Annotated in this window: 15 protein-coding genes, 1 tRNA gene and 1 pseudogene; 6 read left to right on the top strand and 11 right to left on the bottom strand. The window is 70.6% G+C overall.

Going from position 1 to position 14,882, the window contains the following annotated elements; genetic code table 11:
• Positions 1 to 12 precede the first annotated feature (12 nt).
• On the bottom strand, positions 13 to 810 hold the full coding sequence (locus tag AB0B66_RS06455; RefSeq protein ID WP_360523788.1) for a type II CAAX endopeptidase family protein: 798 nt from the start codon (positions 808 to 810) through the stop codon (positions 13 to 15).
• Positions 811 to 873: 63 nt separating this feature from the next.
• On the opposite strand from AB0B66_RS06455, the gene AB0B66_RS06450 reads away from it, so the two are divergent.
• Positions 874 to 1,986: a globin domain-containing protein gene (locus tag AB0B66_RS06450; protein WP_360523785.1), complete on the top strand. Its 1,113-nt coding sequence runs from the start codon at positions 874 to 876 to the stop codon at positions 1,984 to 1,986.
• Between the two features lie 88 nt (positions 1,987 to 2,074).
• Here AB0B66_RS06450 and AB0B66_RS06445 read toward each other — a convergent pair.
• Positions 2,075 to 3,010 (bottom strand): annotated as a pseudogene (locus AB0B66_RS06445) (helix-turn-helix transcriptional regulator); the annotation flags it as partial.
• Between the two features lie 384 nt (positions 3,011 to 3,394).
• Here AB0B66_RS06445 and AB0B66_RS06440 point away from each other — a divergent pair.
• The 3 genes from AB0B66_RS06440 to AB0B66_RS06430 all read left to right on the top strand — a co-directional run bounded on the left by AB0B66_RS06440 (position 3,395) and on the right by AB0B66_RS06430 (position 5,322).
• Complete coding sequence (locus AB0B66_RS06440) at positions 3,395 to 4,102, top strand: (2Fe-2S)-binding protein (protein WP_360523782.1); 708 nt, start codon at positions 3,395 to 3,397, stop codon at positions 4,100 to 4,102.
• A 208-nt stretch (positions 4,103 to 4,310) separates the two neighbouring features.
• Entirely contained in the window at positions 4,311 to 4,580 is a 270-nt protein-coding gene (locus AB0B66_RS06435) for a hypothetical protein (protein WP_360523779.1), read from the top strand.
• A gap of 139 nt (positions 4,581 to 4,719) precedes the next feature.
• Positions 4,720 to 5,322 (top strand): GNAT family N-acetyltransferase, encoded by a 603-nt coding sequence (locus AB0B66_RS06430; RefSeq protein ID WP_360523776.1) that lies wholly within the window; start codon positions 4,720 to 4,722, stop codon positions 5,320 to 5,322.
• A gap of 49 nt (positions 5,323 to 5,371) precedes the next feature.
• On the opposite strand, the gene AB0B66_RS06425 is transcribed toward AB0B66_RS06430, so the two are convergent.
• Positions 5,372 to 5,458, bottom strand: a tRNA-Ser gene (locus tag AB0B66_RS06425).
• A gap of 84 nt (positions 5,459 to 5,542) precedes the next feature.
• Here AB0B66_RS06425 and AB0B66_RS06420 point away from each other — a divergent pair.
• Complete coding sequence (locus AB0B66_RS06420) at positions 5,543 to 6,505, top strand: NAD(P)H-quinone oxidoreductase (RefSeq protein WP_360523773.1); 963 nt, start codon at positions 5,543 to 5,545, stop codon at positions 6,503 to 6,505.
• Here AB0B66_RS06420 and AB0B66_RS06415 read toward each other — a convergent pair.
• The 7 genes from AB0B66_RS06415 to AB0B66_RS06385 all read right to left on the bottom strand — a co-directional run bounded on the left by AB0B66_RS06415 (position 6,459) and on the right by AB0B66_RS06385 (position 12,352).
• Positions 6,459 to 7,163 (bottom strand): glycosyltransferase family 2 protein, encoded by a 705-nt coding sequence (locus tag AB0B66_RS06415; RefSeq protein ID WP_360523770.1) that lies wholly within the window; start codon positions 7,161 to 7,163, stop codon positions 6,459 to 6,461. The genes AB0B66_RS06420 and AB0B66_RS06415 overlap by 47 nt on opposite strands.
• Before the next feature lie 154 nt (positions 7,164 to 7,317).
• Positions 7,318 to 7,875 (bottom strand): hypothetical protein, encoded by a 558-nt coding sequence (locus AB0B66_RS06410; RefSeq protein ID WP_360523767.1) that lies wholly within the window; start codon positions 7,873 to 7,875, stop codon positions 7,318 to 7,320.
• 34 nt (positions 7,876 to 7,909) lie between these two features.
• Positions 7,910 to 9,325: a HAMP domain-containing sensor histidine kinase gene (locus AB0B66_RS06405; RefSeq protein ID WP_360523764.1), complete on the bottom strand. Its 1,416-nt coding sequence runs from the start codon at positions 9,323 to 9,325 to the stop codon at positions 7,910 to 7,912.
• Positions 9,318 to 9,998 (bottom strand): response regulator transcription factor, encoded by a 681-nt coding sequence (locus AB0B66_RS06400; protein WP_360523761.1) that lies wholly within the window; start codon positions 9,996 to 9,998, stop codon positions 9,318 to 9,320. Before AB0B66_RS06400 ends, AB0B66_RS06405 begins: the two co-directional genes overlap by 8 nt.
• Positions 9,999 to 10,303: 305 nt before the next feature.
• Positions 10,304 to 10,798 (bottom strand): hypothetical protein, encoded by a 495-nt coding sequence (locus tag AB0B66_RS06395; protein WP_239167283.1) that lies wholly within the window; start codon positions 10,796 to 10,798, stop codon positions 10,304 to 10,306.
• A 77-nt stretch (positions 10,799 to 10,875) separates the two neighbouring features.
• Entirely contained in the window at positions 10,876 to 11,817 is a 942-nt protein-coding gene (locus AB0B66_RS06390) for a rhomboid family intramembrane serine protease (protein WP_360523757.1), read from the bottom strand.
• A gap of 10 nt (positions 11,818 to 11,827) precedes the next feature.
• Positions 11,828 to 12,352, bottom strand: coding sequence for a peptidylprolyl isomerase (locus tag AB0B66_RS06385; RefSeq protein ID WP_360523755.1), 525 nt, complete (start codon positions 12,350 to 12,352; stop codon positions 11,828 to 11,830).
• Between the two features lie 222 nt (positions 12,353 to 12,574).
• Between AB0B66_RS06385 and AB0B66_RS06380 the strand changes: the two genes are divergently transcribed.
• A complete protein-coding gene (locus AB0B66_RS06380) occupies positions 12,575 to 13,252 on the top strand; it encodes a hypothetical protein (RefSeq protein WP_360523752.1) in 678 nt (225 codons plus the stop codon).
• Positions 13,253 to 13,318: 66 nt separating this feature from the next.
• Here AB0B66_RS06380 and corA read toward each other — a convergent pair whose 3' ends face one another.
• On the bottom strand, positions 13,319 to 14,383 hold the full coding sequence (gene corA / locus AB0B66_RS06375) for a magnesium/cobalt transporter CorA (RefSeq protein WP_360524161.1): 1,065 nt from the start codon (positions 14,381 to 14,383) through the stop codon (positions 13,319 to 13,321).
• Between the last annotated feature and the right edge of the window lie 499 nt (positions 14,384 to 14,882).

Below are 14,882 nucleotides of genomic sequence, written 5' to 3'. Positions count from 1 at the left end.
GGCGAAGATCGCTCAGATCCAGTCGAGATGCCTGGCGAGCAGGGCGTACCCGACGAAGGCGACGATGTCGAGCAGGGAGTGCGCGACGATCAGCGGCCCAGTGCGCTTGTAGCGCAGGAAGAACAGCGCGAACACCACGCCCATGATCGCGTTGCCGACGAACCCGCCGAAGCCCTGGTAGAGGTGGTACGCGCCGCGCAGCAGCGCGCTGGCCGCGATCACGGCGGGCACGCCCCAGGACAGCTGGCGCAGCCGGGTGATCAGGTAGCCGACGACCACGACCTCCTCCAGGATCGCGTTCTGCACCGCGGCCAGCAGCAGCACCGGCAGCGCCCACCACACCTCGCCGAGGCCCTCGGCGACGACCGTGGTGTTCAGGCCCAGCTCCCGCGCTGCCACGTAGAGGGCCAGCCCCGGAATGCCGATCACGGCGGCCAGCAGTGCCCCGGAGCCGGCGTCGAAACCGCGGCGGGTCCCGTCGAGCCCGAGCAGGCCCCGCGCGCCGAAGCGGCCGTCCCAGCCGGGCCCGCGATTGAGCAGGTGGGCCGCGAACAGGGCCGGGACCAGCGCGAAGAAGATGCCGGCGAGCTGGAACGCCAGATCGAGCCAGGGGCGGTCGGGGGTGCGGGCGACGTTGAGTTCGGAGGCCTGCTGGTTCAGCGGCGCCGGGCGGGTCAGTTTGTCGATGAGGGACAGCGCCGACCACACCGCGGAGTGCCCGAGGGAGACGCCGAGCAGCAACCAGACCTCGTTGCGCAGGACCGGGCGGGTGGGGGTGGAGATCCCCCGGACGAGCTCTTCAGCAGCCATGACACAACAGGGTCGCACAGTCTGTGCGACGGTCGAACGCGCTGCGTTGACATCGTTATGAACGTGAGCGACCTTCAGCGGCTGTTGAAAGAGAGCTGGACACTTGTCGAGGAGCAGCAGGACAAAGTGGCCGGCTACTTCTACGCGCGGATCTTCCTCAACAATCCGGGCGTGCGGGACATGTTCCCGGTGACGATGGACGTGCAGCGGGCCCGGCTGCTGGGGGCGATCGTGACCGCGGTGCAGTCCGTCGACGATCCCGACCGGTTCGACGAGTACCTGCGCTCGCTCGGCCGAGACCACCGCAAGTTCCAGGTGGTGCCGGAGCACTACGAGGTCGTCGGCGCGGCGCTGCTGGAGGCCATGCGCACGTTCGCGGGCCCCGAGTGGTCCTACGAGTACGACCAGGCCTGGCGGGACGCGTACGACGTCATCGCGCGCAAGATGCTCGCGGGCGCCTCGGCCGACAGCAACCCGGCCTGGTGGCACGCCGAAGTCGTCGCGCACGAGCGCCGCTCCCGCGACATCGCGATGCTGACCGTGCGCCCGTTCCAGCAGCTGGAGTATCGCGCGGGGCAGTACCTGTCGGTGGAGGTGCCCAAGTTCCACCCGCGGGTGTGGCGCACCTACTCGGTCGCCAACGCGCCGCGCACCGACAACACGATGGACTTCCACGTCCGGGCGCTGGGCGCGGGCTGGGTCTCCGGCGCGCTGGTGCGCCGGGTGAAGGCCGGCGACCTGGTACGGCTGGCCGCCCCGATGGGCTCGATGGTGCTCGACCGGCGCTCGACCCGCGACATCGTCTTCGTCGCCGGCGGCACCGGCCTGTCGCCCATCAAGGCGCTGCTGGAGGACCTGACCACGTTCAACCGCACGCGCTGGGTGCACGTCTTCTTCGGCGCGCGCAACCGCGACGACCTGTACGACCTGGCGTCCCTGCAGGAACTGGCGGCCGCCTACCCGTGGCTGTCCATCGTGCCGGTGTGCAGCGACGACCCGGGCTGGGGCGGCGAGGAGGGCACGGTGGCCGACGCGCTGTCGAGATTCGGCCCGTGGATGGAGCACGACTTCTTCGTCTCCGGCTCGCCGAGCATGGTCCGCGGCACGCTGCGCTCGCTGTCGCAGCTGAAGGTGCCGCAGACGCGCATCCGGTACGACGCGTTCAGCGAGCACTGAGCGCCCGCGTCCGTGGTCCGAGGCCCGCCTGACCGGCGGGCCTCTTCGTTTCTCAGTGCGCCGCGGCCACGGGCGGGGCCGAGGTGACGGCGCGGAAGCGCCACTGCAGCTGGAACCGGGCGTTCAGCGACGGGTCCTCGGTGCGCCAGGTGAACACGGCCCGGTCGCCTTCCAGCTCGCGCACGATCGGGGTACGCAGCGGGGCCTCCTCGGCGGCCATGGATGTCTCGACGCCCCACACCTGCGGGTCGAGCATGGCCGGGAAGCGCATCTGCACCACCAGCCGCCGGGTGGGCAGCCGGACCGCCCGCTCGAACCAGGTGCCCCACTTCAGCTCGTCGACGCGGTAGCGATACTCCACCGTGGTCCGCTCGCCCGGGTAGAGCGGGAAGCGTCCGTCGGCGTTCTCGAACAGCAGCCAGATCTCCTTGAAGGCGTCGCGGTCCTGCTTGGCCCGCCACACCATGGGCTCGGCCGCGCCGGGCTCGCCGCAGAACGCCACCAGGTGCAGCTCGTCCAGCCCGAGCGGGTACGCCCGGTGGTGGGCGTTGGAGCGCTGCGGCTGGCCGGGGTAGCGGTCCACGGCCACCCGGATCAGGTAGCGCGTCACCGGCTCGTTGCCCGCGTTGTAGAGGGCGCGGCGCACGACCAGGTGGTAGTCGCCGTCCACGTAGGTCAGCTGGGCTTCCTCCAGCTCGACGACGAGGCCCGTGCCGGGCGGCAGCCACTGGGTGGGCACCGCGGGCTCCCTGGTGAGCAGGGTGGCCGGTCCGCGGGCCTGCCTGGCCTCCTCGTACTCCTGGAAGCGCCGCCAGATCGCGCCGCCGGCGTTGAGCACGGCCTCGGCCCGGCGGGCGAAGTCCTCGGTCGGCCGATGTCTTCGGCCCTCGATGTGGCTGATGTACGAGGGATCGAACCCCATCCTGCTGGCGAGCTGCTTCTTGGTCATGCCGCGATCGATCCGCCACCGGCCGAGCTCGGCGGCGAACGCCTCGACGGCACGTTCCACCGGCGAAACGCTCATGACCCTGCCCCGCTCCGCTCGGTCATGCCACACCTCGCCCCCTCCTCCGCTCGTCGTGAATCCTCATTCTTCGTGGCCCGGGGACCAGTTAATGAGAACTGCTGATTACCTGACAAAAACCTTGACAGGCGATCAAGTGGCCGGGCGGTGCAGGAGTCCACATAACCGACGCAGAAGTGACACAGGGTGAGTAAACTGACCCTGGTCTGGTTAGCCTAGCCTTATCGGGGTACAGTGAGGTCAACCCCGTCTTGGCTGGTGCTTGTGCAGGAGAGGATCGGTGAGGAACGAGTGCGTACGCTGACGCCTCTCGTCCTGACCGACGCCCTGCGCCCCCTTACCGTCACACTCAGTGCGACTCGCCGTCGCCTTGGGTTCTCCGCGGTGCACGGGCTCGCCGATCCGCTGCTGGTGACCGACGACGAGGGCTGGACGCCCGCCTCCCGCCTGCTCGACGGTTCGGCGCTGCCCGCCCTGTTCGACACCGCCGTGAAGCGCTGGGGCGCCGCGCCGCACGCGGCCGCGACGCTCGCCTGGAAGTCCTACACCTACTGGGTCGCCATGCCGGCCGTGCTCAGCTGGGCCGCGGCCCGCCGGGTGCCGATCATCGAGACCGACCGCACCCTGCTGCGCTTCGGCGGCGACGAGCCGGGCGCGGCCCTGGTGCAGGTCGGCCTGCGCGCGCCCCAGGTCGCGGTGCTGCCCGACGATCCGCTGGCACACGCCGGGATGCCCGGCATCACCGTCGTGCCCGACGAGACGCTGCTGCTCAAGACGCTGCGCACCAGTCTGCTCGACCAGCACCTCGACCCGCTGTCCGAGCGCATCCGCGCCGAGGTCAAGGTCGGCCGGCGCACTCTGCTCGGCTCGGTCGCCTCCGGCATCGCGTACGCGGTGCTGCGCAGCGCGCCCGCCCTGCCGGGCTCGACCGCGGCCGGCACCGCCCAGCAGCTGCTCGACGCGCTGGATCTGGGCGACCTGGTCGACATCAGCACGGGCGACGGCGGTGAGCCCGAGGTCCACCGGCGCACCTGCTGCCTGGCCTTCACCCTGCCGCAACCCAAGGTCTGCTCCGGCTGCTGCCTGCGCTGATTGCCGCACCCTCTCACGAGCCTGCCCCGCCGTGCCCCACGACCACGGCACGGCTTCGAATCCTATGTAGATGAACGGCGTGAGCTGCGATCCGCGCGCCTCCACCGGTGATTCATTCCGTATCCGAAGGAGTGACGGGAGCTATCGCCGGTCCATACGAATCGATATGTTGGCATCTCCTATCACTCCTAGTTATGGAGGTGTCACGATGCGCAAGCTCGGCATCGGCAAGCGGCTCGCCGTCATCGGCGCGGCCACCGTCGCGTTCGCGGGAGCGTCGGCGATCACGGCCAGCCCGGCCCACGCCACCCCCGGCGACTGCAGCGCGTTCCTGGCTGCGGCGGGCTACGGCGGCCTCGAGTACGGGCTCGCCTGCACCCTGGGCGACCTGTCCTACACCCTCTGCACCACGAAGCTCACCCTGCTGAGCGTGCCGCCGGCGACGGCGGACGTGGCGTGCCGGCTCGCCGCGGCGTGACGGCCTGAAACGGGTGCGGCCCTCGAACATCCTGGGTCCGAGGGCCGCACCTCCCCAATGTAAGGGCCGGCCCCACCCCGCCGCTGCGGGGTGGGGCTCCCGCTTGACAGCAGCCGCCGCCGTCGCGAAAGGATGAGCCGTGAGGACGATCACCACCCCCGCCGCCATCCCCGCCGGAAGTCTCGCCGCCCACCCTCAACCGCTGCTCTCTGCCCCGGGTGACCTGCTCATGCGGCCTTGGGAGAACACCGACGCCGCCGCCTTCCTCAGGGCTTACCAGGACCCCGCGATCCAGCGCTGGCACACCCGCCAGCCCCGCTCCGAGGACCAGGTCCGCGAGTGGTTCGACTCGTACCGTCAGGCCTGGGCGCAGGAGACGGGCGCGAGCTGGGCGGTGACCCGCGGTGGCGGTGAGGTGCTGGGGCGCCTGGCCATCGGGTCGCTGAACCTCGACGACGGCGTCGCGGGGTGCGCCTACTGGGTGTTGCCCGCCGCCCGCGGGGCCGGTGTGGCCTCCCGCGCGCTGAACGCCCTGAGCGAATGGGTGCTGGGCGAAGCCGGTTTCCACCGGCTGCACCTGGACCACTCGACCCGCAACGAGGCCTCCTGCCGGGTCGCCGTCAAGGCCGGCTTCGCCCTGGAGGGCACCAAGCGCAGCGACGCCGTGCACGCCGACGGCCGCCACGACATGCACCTGCACGCCCGCATCCGGGGCGACGAGCCACCCGCCCGGGCCGCGTGAACGCCGAGGGCCGGCAGGTCGCTTCCTGCCGGCCCTTGCTGCTTGTCGGCGGAGGGTAAGGGATTCGAACCCTTGAAGACATCGCTGCCTTAGTGGTTTTCAAGACCACCGCCATCGGCCACTAGGCGAACCCTCCTGGCGTATCGCCGACGACCAGTGTGCCAGACGCGCCGTGCGCCCGCCCGGACCGGTCTCGGGGCAAGATGGTCTGGTGCACGCCATGACGATCCCCACCAGCGGTGAACTTGCCTGGTCAGAGGTTCCCGATCCGGTACCGGCCGAGGGTGAGGTGCTGATCCGGATCGCCGCCACGGCGGTCAACCGGGCCGACCTGCTCCAGGTCGCCGGCGTCTACCCGCCACCCCCGGGCGCGCCGCCGTATCCGGGCCTGGAGTGCTCCGGTGTGATCGAGCAGGGAACGGGTCCGTGGCGGCCGGGTGACGAGGTCTGCGCACTGCTCGGCGGGGGCGGCTACGCGGAACTGGTGGCGGTCGACGCGGGACACGTGCTGCCGCTGCCGGACGGGGTGGACGTGGTCACCGCGGGCGGGCTGCCGGAGGTGGCGTGCACGGTGTGGTCGAACCTGACCATGGTCGCCGGACTGCGGGCCGGGGAGACCGTGCTGATCCACGGCGGTGGCAGCGGAATCGGCACGTTCGCGATCCAGTACGCCAAGGCGCTCGGGGCGCGGGTGGTGACCACGGCACGGGCGGCCAAGCACGAGCAGCTGCGAGCGCTCGGCGCGGACGAGTGCCTGGACTACACCGCCGACGACTTCTCGGGCGTCGGGGCGGACGTGATCCTGGACATCATCGGCGCGGCCTACCTGGAGCGCAACGTGCAGGCACTGGCGACGGGTGGCCGGCTGGTCGTGATCGGCCTGCAGGGCGGCACGAAGGCGGAGATCAACCTGGGTGCCCTGCTTGCCAAGCGGGCGAGCGTCACGGCCACCGCGCTGCGCTCACGGCCCGCGGCGGAGAAGGCCGCGATCGTGGCGGGGGTACGGCAGGACGTGTGGCCGCTGCTGGCGACGGGCGCGATCCGGCCGGTGGTGGACCGGGTGCTCCCGCTGACCGAGGCGGCCGCCGCACAGCGGACCGTCTCGGCCAACGAGCACGTCGGCAAGGTGCTGCTGGTTACTGCTGGGCCGACTTCGGCACCGGGCGCAGGCGCTCGCGCATGAGGATCAGCAGGGCCTCGATCCCGTCCATCGCGGTGATCTTCTTGCCCTCTTCGCGGGTGCGGGCGGTGTAGCTGATCGGCACCTCGTACGGCCGGTTCTTGCGGCGCAGGAGCTTGCCGGTGACCTCCGCCTCCATGCCGAAGCCCTTGGACTTGACGTTCAGCGAGCGGTAGAGCTCCAGCGGCATCAGCTTGAAGCAGGTCTCCAGGTCGCCGATGTAGGAGTTGAACAGCACGTTGGCGAACAGGGTGACGCCCTTGTTGCCCATCACGTACCAGAACGAGAAGGCAGCGTGCCCACCGAAGCTGCGGTTGCCGTAGACGACCTTGGCGCGGCCGTCGAGCACCGGGCCGAGCAGCTTGGGGATGTCGCGGGGGTCGTACTCCAGGTCGGCGTCCAGGATGACCATGTAGTCACCGGTGGCGGAGTCGACGGCGGTGCGGATGGCCGCGCCCTTGCCGGCGTTCTTCGCGTGGTGGAAGGCCTGCAGCCGCGGGTCGTCGCAGTCGCCGAGGATCTCGGCGGTGCGGTCCTTGCTGCCGTCGTTGACGACGACGAGCTCGATCTCGCAGGGGTAGTCGACCGCGAGTGCCTGCTTGAGCGCCTCGCCAAGCCGGGCCTCTTCGTTGTAGACCGGCATGAGGATCGATAGCTTCACAGGGCTCTCCGCTGCTGACGCGTGCTGGACCGGCCGAGTCTAGCCCTTGCGCCGGATCACTGCACATCAGGCGAGGTCACCAACCTCTTGACAAAAAGGAAGGGCACCTTCTTAACGGTATACGTAGTAGAAGGTGCCCTTCATCACTGCTGGCTCAGCGGGCCAGCGGAATCACGATCAGCCGGGCCGTGGGCGTGTCGCCCTCCTTGGGTCCGGCCAGGGCGACCTGCGCGCCGGCCTTCAGCTCAGTGGGCTGGATCGTGGCCCGCTTCTCCACCACCCGCAGCTTCTCACCGTACTTCCACGTCTGGGTGAATCCGTCCGCCGATTTCACAGTGATCGACTCCGCGTCGACGGCGGTGACCACGCCGCGCTGCACGAGCACGGTGACGGGGCCCTTCTTCGTCTCCACGACGGCCTCGCCGTGCTGCACGTCACGGCGCAGCGCGACCCGCAGCGCGTGGCGCTTGCGCCAGTTGCGCAGCCGGTCGTCCAGCTTGTCCTTGGTCCCGGGCGAGGGCGAGACGAGGGCGTCGAGTTCGCTCTCGGCGGCGACGAGGTCGTCGGGCGCCACGCCCATCGCGGCGAGCGCCTCGGCCTCGACCGAGGCGACCAGTTCGGTGGCGGTGGCCGGCAGGTCCGACGGGGCACAGGCGGTCAGGCCCAGCAGCGCGGACAGGCCCAGAGCGACGGTCAGGCTGAGTCTTCTCATGACCGCAGCCTGCCGGGCCGTCGCGCGGGTGCGGTCAGGTCGAGGTTCGGGGCAGGTAAACCGTGAACCTGGCCCCGCCCTCGGCCGCGTGACCGGCCTCGATGGTGCCGCCGAGGCGTCGGGCAAGCCCGGCTGCCAAGGCCAGGCCCAGGCCGCTGCCGGTCTGGCGTACGCCCTGATAGCGCTGGTACAGCGCGCCCCGCTCGAAGGCGACGGCCAGGTCATCGTCGGTGAGGCCGGGGCCCCCGTCGCGGACCTCGATCGCGGTGCGGTCCGGCAGCGGGCGTACGGCGACCACGATCGGGCGGCCCGGCGGCACCACCCGCAGCGCGTTCTCGACCAGGCCGTCGACGATCTGGCGCAGCCGCAGCGGGTCGGTGTGCGCCCACACCTCCCCCGCCGGGACCTCGGCGCGCACCGGCACACCCGCATGGGCGGCGCGCGGTGCGAAGGCGCGCTCGGCCGAGGTCGCCAGGGACACCAGCTCGACGTCGGTGAGCTGCACGGCGAAGTCGGCAGCGTCGAGCCGGGCCAGCGACAGCAGGTCGGCGACGAGCCGGTCCAGGCGCTCCGCCTCGGCGAGCACGGTCTGCCCGACCTCCTGCGCGCCGTCGGGGCCGACAACGCCGTCGGACAGCGCCTCGGCGTACCCCTTGATGGTGGTCAGCGGGGTGCGCAGCTCGTGCGAGATGGACAGCAGGAACTCGCGCTGGCGTCCTTCGCTGGTGGCCAGCGCCTCGGCCAACTCGTTGATCGAGTGGGCGAGCCGCTCCACCTCCTGCGGCGGCTCGGCGGCCAGGCGCACCGTCCGGTCGCCGGAGCTGAGCCGGGCCGCGGCGGTGGCCGCGTTGCGGATCGGGCGGGCCAGCCTGCGGCCCAGCAGTACGCCCGCCAGCACGCCCGCGCCGAGCCCGGCCAGCAGCGGCAGCCACAGGTTACGCAGCACCTGGCGGCTGATGCCGGTGGCCGCGGGGCGGGCCAGCACCACGCCGTCCCCGGTGTCGAGCGGGCGGCCCTCCACCATCGACAGCCGACCGCCGACCACCGCCAGCCGCTCGCTGACCTGCTTGCCGTCGGCGATCTGCTGCACGACCCGGGCGGGCAGCCCCGGCCGGTCGGCGGCCCCGGATGTGATCAGGTATGCGGTGACGTCGCCGTCGAGCTTGCGCAGCTGCTCGATCAGCCGGGCGTCCGCGGCCGGAGCCCGCCGCGAGCGCAGCACCTGGGCCACCACGTCGGTCTGCGAGACGAGCCCGTCGCGGGCGGCCTGCTCGGCGGCGCGGGCGGCCAGCGGCACCGCGACCAGCGCGGTGACCACCAGCGTGATCAGCGCGACGATCACCCCGGCGAGCACGGCCCGGGTGGTCAGCGTGGTGGTGCTGGCGGTCGGACGAGGCGGGGCGGCGAGCACCCGGATCGGCACGGTGAGGTCGGCGCGGCGGTCAGGCATCGGCGGTGTACCCCACACCCCGCACGGTGCGTACGACGTACGCGGCCGCGCCGAGCTTCGCCCGGACCTGTGCGACGTGCACGTCGACGGTGCGGGTGCCGCCGTGCGCGGCGTACCCCCAGACCGTGGACAGCAGCTCGTCGCGGGTGTAAACCCGCCCCGGCCGGCTCATCAGGTGCGCCAGCAGATCGAACTCCGTGCTGGTCAGCTGCACGGCGGCGCCGTCGACGGTGACCTCGCGCCGCGACGGGTCGAGCCGCACCGGCCCGACGGCACGGCTGCGATCGGGCTCGGGCGTCCCGCCGGACCGCCGCAGCACCGCCTTGAGCCGGGCCACCAGCTCTCGCGGACTGAACGGCTTGGTCAGGTAGTCGTCGGCCCCCAACTCCAGCCCGACGATGCGATCCACCTCGTCGTCGCGCGCGGTGAGAAAGATGATCGGCACCCAGATGTCCTCGGCCCGCAACCGCCGGCAGATCTCCGTCCCGTCCATCGACGGCAGCGCGATGTCCAGCACACACGCGGTCGGCCGCAGCCTGCGCGCCGCCGCGAGCCCCGCGGCCCCGTCGGACTCCACCTGCACGCCGTACCCGTCGCGCTGCAGATACAGCCGAATCAGATCAGCAATGGGCCGCTCGTCCTCGACGACGAGCACCAGCCCCTTCTCACTCACCCGGCCATCATGTCCGACCCATGTACGAGCCGTGTAAGCACGCGGCAAACCCTGGCCCCATCCGGGCGGGCCGAGTCGGCCGGGGCGGGCCTGCTCGGGCCGGGCCGGGCCTGCTCGGGCCGGGCCTGCTCGCGTTGATCATGAACTTAAGGACGTGTTCGACGGTGTGTCACTCCCCCACCACCGTGATCACCAGAACGGCACATCGCGGCCGTAGTTGATCACGGCGGGAGGGTGGGGACACGCCGTCGAACACGCCCTTAAGTTCATGATCGACGCGTCAGGACGGGGCAGGGCGGGGCGGGTCAGGCGCCGACGAGGTGGTCGGTGAAGGAGGCGTAGGGGGTGGTGTTGAGGCCTGCGGTGCGTTGGGCGATGAGTTTGGGTTTGAAGACGTGAGAGAAGAGGGCGTCGAGGTGCCAGACCTGCTTGGGGTGTCCCGCGTGGATCCAGAAGCGTTCCCGGATGCCGTCGACGGCGGTGGCGGCGAACTCGATCGCGGACAGGCGCGGGTCCGGGTGCCAGGTGACGTTCGCCAGGTGCCGCAGGTCGGTGTTCAGGTGCAGGCGGAGGCGGCGCAGGATGCGGCTCTCCTGGGTGATCACCAGGCGGCGGTACGTCAGCAGCATCAGGAACTCGCGGCCGAGCGGGCGCTCGGGGCGCAGCGCACGGGCGACGAGCACGGTGGCGTCACCGGCTTCGACACAGCGGCGGAAGATCGGCATATGCCGGCTGACCGTGGCCATGGGGATGCCGGCCTCACCGGTGGCGGGAAGGAACGTACGCGAGAAGACGTCCATGTAAGGAGCAACGACTGCGCGTGACACACGTCACGCGAGTCACTCATGCGGTCGATCGCCGCCCGGCTTCTCCCTGGTCAGCGGGTCAGCGAAAGAGCCACTGCCACGCCCATCAGCCCGAGGAACGTCAGCACCAGCACGGCGGTCTGCACCAGGGTGCGGTTCTCCCGCGGCGCGTACGCCAGCCCGGCGCCCACGACCGCCCCCGTGGCGAGGCCGCCCAGGTGACCGGCGATGCCGATGCCCGGCACGGTGAACGAGATCGCGACGTTCACCACGATCACCGGGATGATCGCGGACGCGTCCCGGCCCAGCCGTTTCAGCACGAAGAAGTAGATCGCGAAGAGGCCGTAGATAGCCGTCGAGGCGCCCGCCCCGACGCCGCCACCGCCGAAGACGTAACCGGCGACGTTGCCGCCGATCCCGCAGATCAGGTACGCGGCGGCGAAGCGCACGGGACCGAGCGCGGCCTCCAGCGGGCGGCCGAGCACCCACAGCGCCCACATGTTCAGCACCAGGTGCAGCAGGCCGTAGTGGATGAACATCGCGGTGAACAGGCGGTAGTAGGCCCCGTCGTCGACCCCGGTGTAGACCGTGCCGAACGTGGGGTGGGCACCGATGTAGGGGCCGTCCGGCGCGACGGTCACCGTCGGCCCGAGCACGCCGCCGAGCCATTGGATCGCCGTGACGTCGGTGAACAGGCCGCCGCTGAACACCGCACCCATGCCCGCCATCACGATGCCGACCACGAACACGGCTAGGTTGAGGCCGATCAGCGCCTTGGTCACGTAGCCGTGCATGCCGACCTGGGATCCGCCGAAGTGGGTCAGGGCCGGGCGCTGGGTGCGCCGGCCCTCGGCCACGCACTCGGGGCAGTGGTGGCCCACCGACGCCGGAATCATGCAATCCGGGCAGATGGGCCGTTCGCATCTGCTGCACTTGAGGTACGTCTCCCGCCCCGGGTGGCGGTAGCAGCTCGGTACGGGCGGCAGGCCACCCTGGGGTGCGGGAGACGTCATGGATGCGAGACTAGCGCTCGATGTCGATTCGCTCGATGACGATCGCGTCGCGCGGCCGGTCGCCGGCGTCGGTCGGCGTGCTGGAGATCGCGTCGACGACCTTCTGCGAGTCCGCGTCAGCGACCTTGCCGAAGATGGTGTGCTTGAAGTTCAGCCAGTTCGTGGCCCCGGTGGTGATGAAGAACTGCGACCCGTTGGTCTTCGGGCCGGCGTTCGCCATGGCCAGCAGGTAGGGCTCGCTGAAGCTGAGCTCCGGGTGGAACTCGTCGTCGAAGGTGTATCCCGGGCCGCCACGACCGGTGCCGGTCGGGTCGCCAGTCTGGATCATGAAACCGTCGATCACGCGGTGGAACGGCGTGCCGTCGTAGTACGGGCCGGTGATCGGCTGGCCGGTCCGCGGGTCGGTCGCACCCGCCTTGGTGCCCTCGGCCAGCTCCACGAAGTTCTTCACGGTCTTCGGGGCATGGTTCGGGTACAGCTCCAGGCGGATGGGACCGGCGCTGGTGTGCAGGACGGCGAAACGGGCGTCGGCCACGGCTGACTCCTGATATTCGAGTGGTTGGTTACCGACAGATTCTCCCATGTGCCCGTTCCGGGTGTGCGATGGCGTCCGGCGAGGCAGGATGGCAGGCAGGGACATGAACGGGGCGCGCTTTCGCCATGACGGCGCGCCCTGCGATACCACCGCACGGGCGCGGGGGCGCCCGAAGCGATCGGCTGTCCGGCGCGGGGGCGCGGGGCAGGAAGGCGGGGGAAGATGCTCGGATTTCACAAGAAGACGCGCGGGGAGCTGATGCGCGAGGAAATGGGCCAGAGCTGGGACCATTTCCTGCAGGCGGCGACCCATGCCGCCGGCGGGGTCGGGGCGTCGTTCGGCCCGACCACCGGACGCATGCGCCGGGTCACCTCGCGCGGCATGGACTCGACGGTGTCCGCACTCGCGCCGCTCGCCGCGGCGTACCGGGAGGGGGCCGCCGACGCCATGCACGCGTCCAAGAAGGCCAACGCCAAGGCGCGCAAGCACAAGAAGGGGGGCCACGTGTCACGCAGTGGCAACACGGGGATGCTGATCGGGCTGCTCGCCGCGGGCGCGGCCGTCGGCATCGCCGGTGCGCTGGTCATGAAGCGCCGCCGCCAGCAGCAGTGGTCGGAGTACGACCCGAGCCAGGCACTGGAGTCGATGCGCTCCGAGACCAAGTCGATGACGGACAAGGCCACCGGCAAGACCGACTCGGTGCTCGACAAGGCCACGCACCACACCAGCAAGGCGATGGACAAGACGGCCGACAAGCTGCACGAGGCGGCGTCCTCGGTTCGGGGCGGCCGCGACACCATGAAGTCGAAGATCGGCGACGCGGCCGAGGCGGCCAACGACGCCACCGACAGCTTCGCGTCGAAGTACTCGTCCAGCGGCTCCAAGAACGGCCGCATGTAACCAGCAGCCGGTTAACAAGGGCACCTTCTTCTACGTATTCCGTTAAGAAGGTGCCCTTGCTTTGGCTCAGAGCCAGCCGGAGCGGCGGAGGAGGCGGTAGATGGCGAAGGAGAAGCCGAGCATCACGGTGAGGACCATGGGATAGCCGTACTTCCAGTGGGTCTCGGGCATGAAGTCGAAGTTCATGCCGTAGATGCCCGCGATGGCGGTCCAGACGGCGGCGATACTCGCCCAGGCGGCGACCTTGCGCATGTCGTTGTTCTGGTCGACGGTCACCTGCGCCAGCCGCGCCTGCATGATCGAGATCAGCAGGTCGTCGAACGAGCCGACCTGCTCGACCACGCGGGCCAGGTGGTCCTGCACGTCCCGGAAGTACTTGCGCAACTCCTTGGAGATCTCGGGGGTGTCCCCGATCAGCAGCTGCACGGGCCGCTGCAGCGGCAGCACCGCGCGCTTGAACTCGACCAGTTCCCGCTTGAGCTGGTAGATGCGCTGCATCCGGCCGCTGGAGTCGCGGGCGAAGACGCTCTCCTCGATCAGGTCGACGTCCTGGCTGATCCCGTCGGCGGCCTCCACGAAGAGGTCGACCACGTGGTCCAGGACGCCGTACGCCACCGCCCACGGTCCCTGCTTCAGCAGCTCGGGCCGCGCCTCCAGGTGCTCCCGCACCGGCTTGAGCCGGCAGGCCTCGCCGTGCCGCACCGAGATCACGAAGTCCGTCCCGATGAAGAGCATGACCTGGCCGGTCTCCACCACCTCGGAGTGCTCGGTCAGCTCCTGGTGCTCGACGTAGCGCGCCGTGCGCATGACGAGGAAGTGCACGTCCCCGAACTGCTCCAGCTTGGGCCGCTGGCCGGCGTTGACGACGTCCTCCACCGCCAGCTCGTGCAGGTCGAACGCCTCGGCGATGCCCGCCATCTGCTCCTTGCTCGGGGCGTGCAGGCCCAGCCACACGAACGCACCCCGCTGCCGACGTGCCTGCGCCAGCGCCGCGCGGTAGTCGCCGGTCACCGGCTGGCGGATGCCGTCGAGGTAGATGGCACAGTCCACGATCGCATCGGCGCGCTCACCGGTCTGCGCGGGCACCTGGCCGCCCTCGGTCTCGCCGCTCAGCCCGACCAGGCGACCCATCGCGCGGGCGGGAGCCGTGATGGCGCGGGTCAGCCGGTCGCCGCGGACGTACGGGTTGGCGGATCGTCGGCCGTTGTCGTCTCGGATGTCGTCAACCACGATCGCCTCCTTCGCCGGGTCGCCGACGGCCGGAGACTCCTTCGACAGGCTACTTGGGCGACCGAATCCGCGCGGAATCCCGTGATCGTGAGTGGACTCGGCGCGGCGTGAGAAAGAGGCGCCGGGTGGACCACGTGGCCGCTATCGGGGGGAATGCGACTCGGTCCACCCGGCGCCGGAACGCCACCCGGGGTGGGGGGTGGGTGACGCTCCTTTTTCATTGGGGGCGGGGGCAATGCGGGCGGGGCCCCACGCGCCACGAGGTCTCGATCACCACGGCACGCCGCGTGCTCATCACTCGGTCGGCGACAGGCACCCGACGCATTGTGATCCTCGTAACCTCGCGAGGGGAACCCCACCCGCGCCCGATCCGACTGTCAGAAATACGACAGAACGGCCG

Origin of the sequence: Catellatospora sp. NPDC049111 (assembly GCF_040648615.1) — a bacterium.
GTDB classification, from domain to species: Bacteria; Actinomycetota; Actinomycetes; order Mycobacteriales; family Micromonosporaceae; genus Catellatospora; species Catellatospora aurea.
Note: the sequence above shows the minus strand (reverse complement) of the source record. Positions and strands in the feature narration are given on the sequence as shown.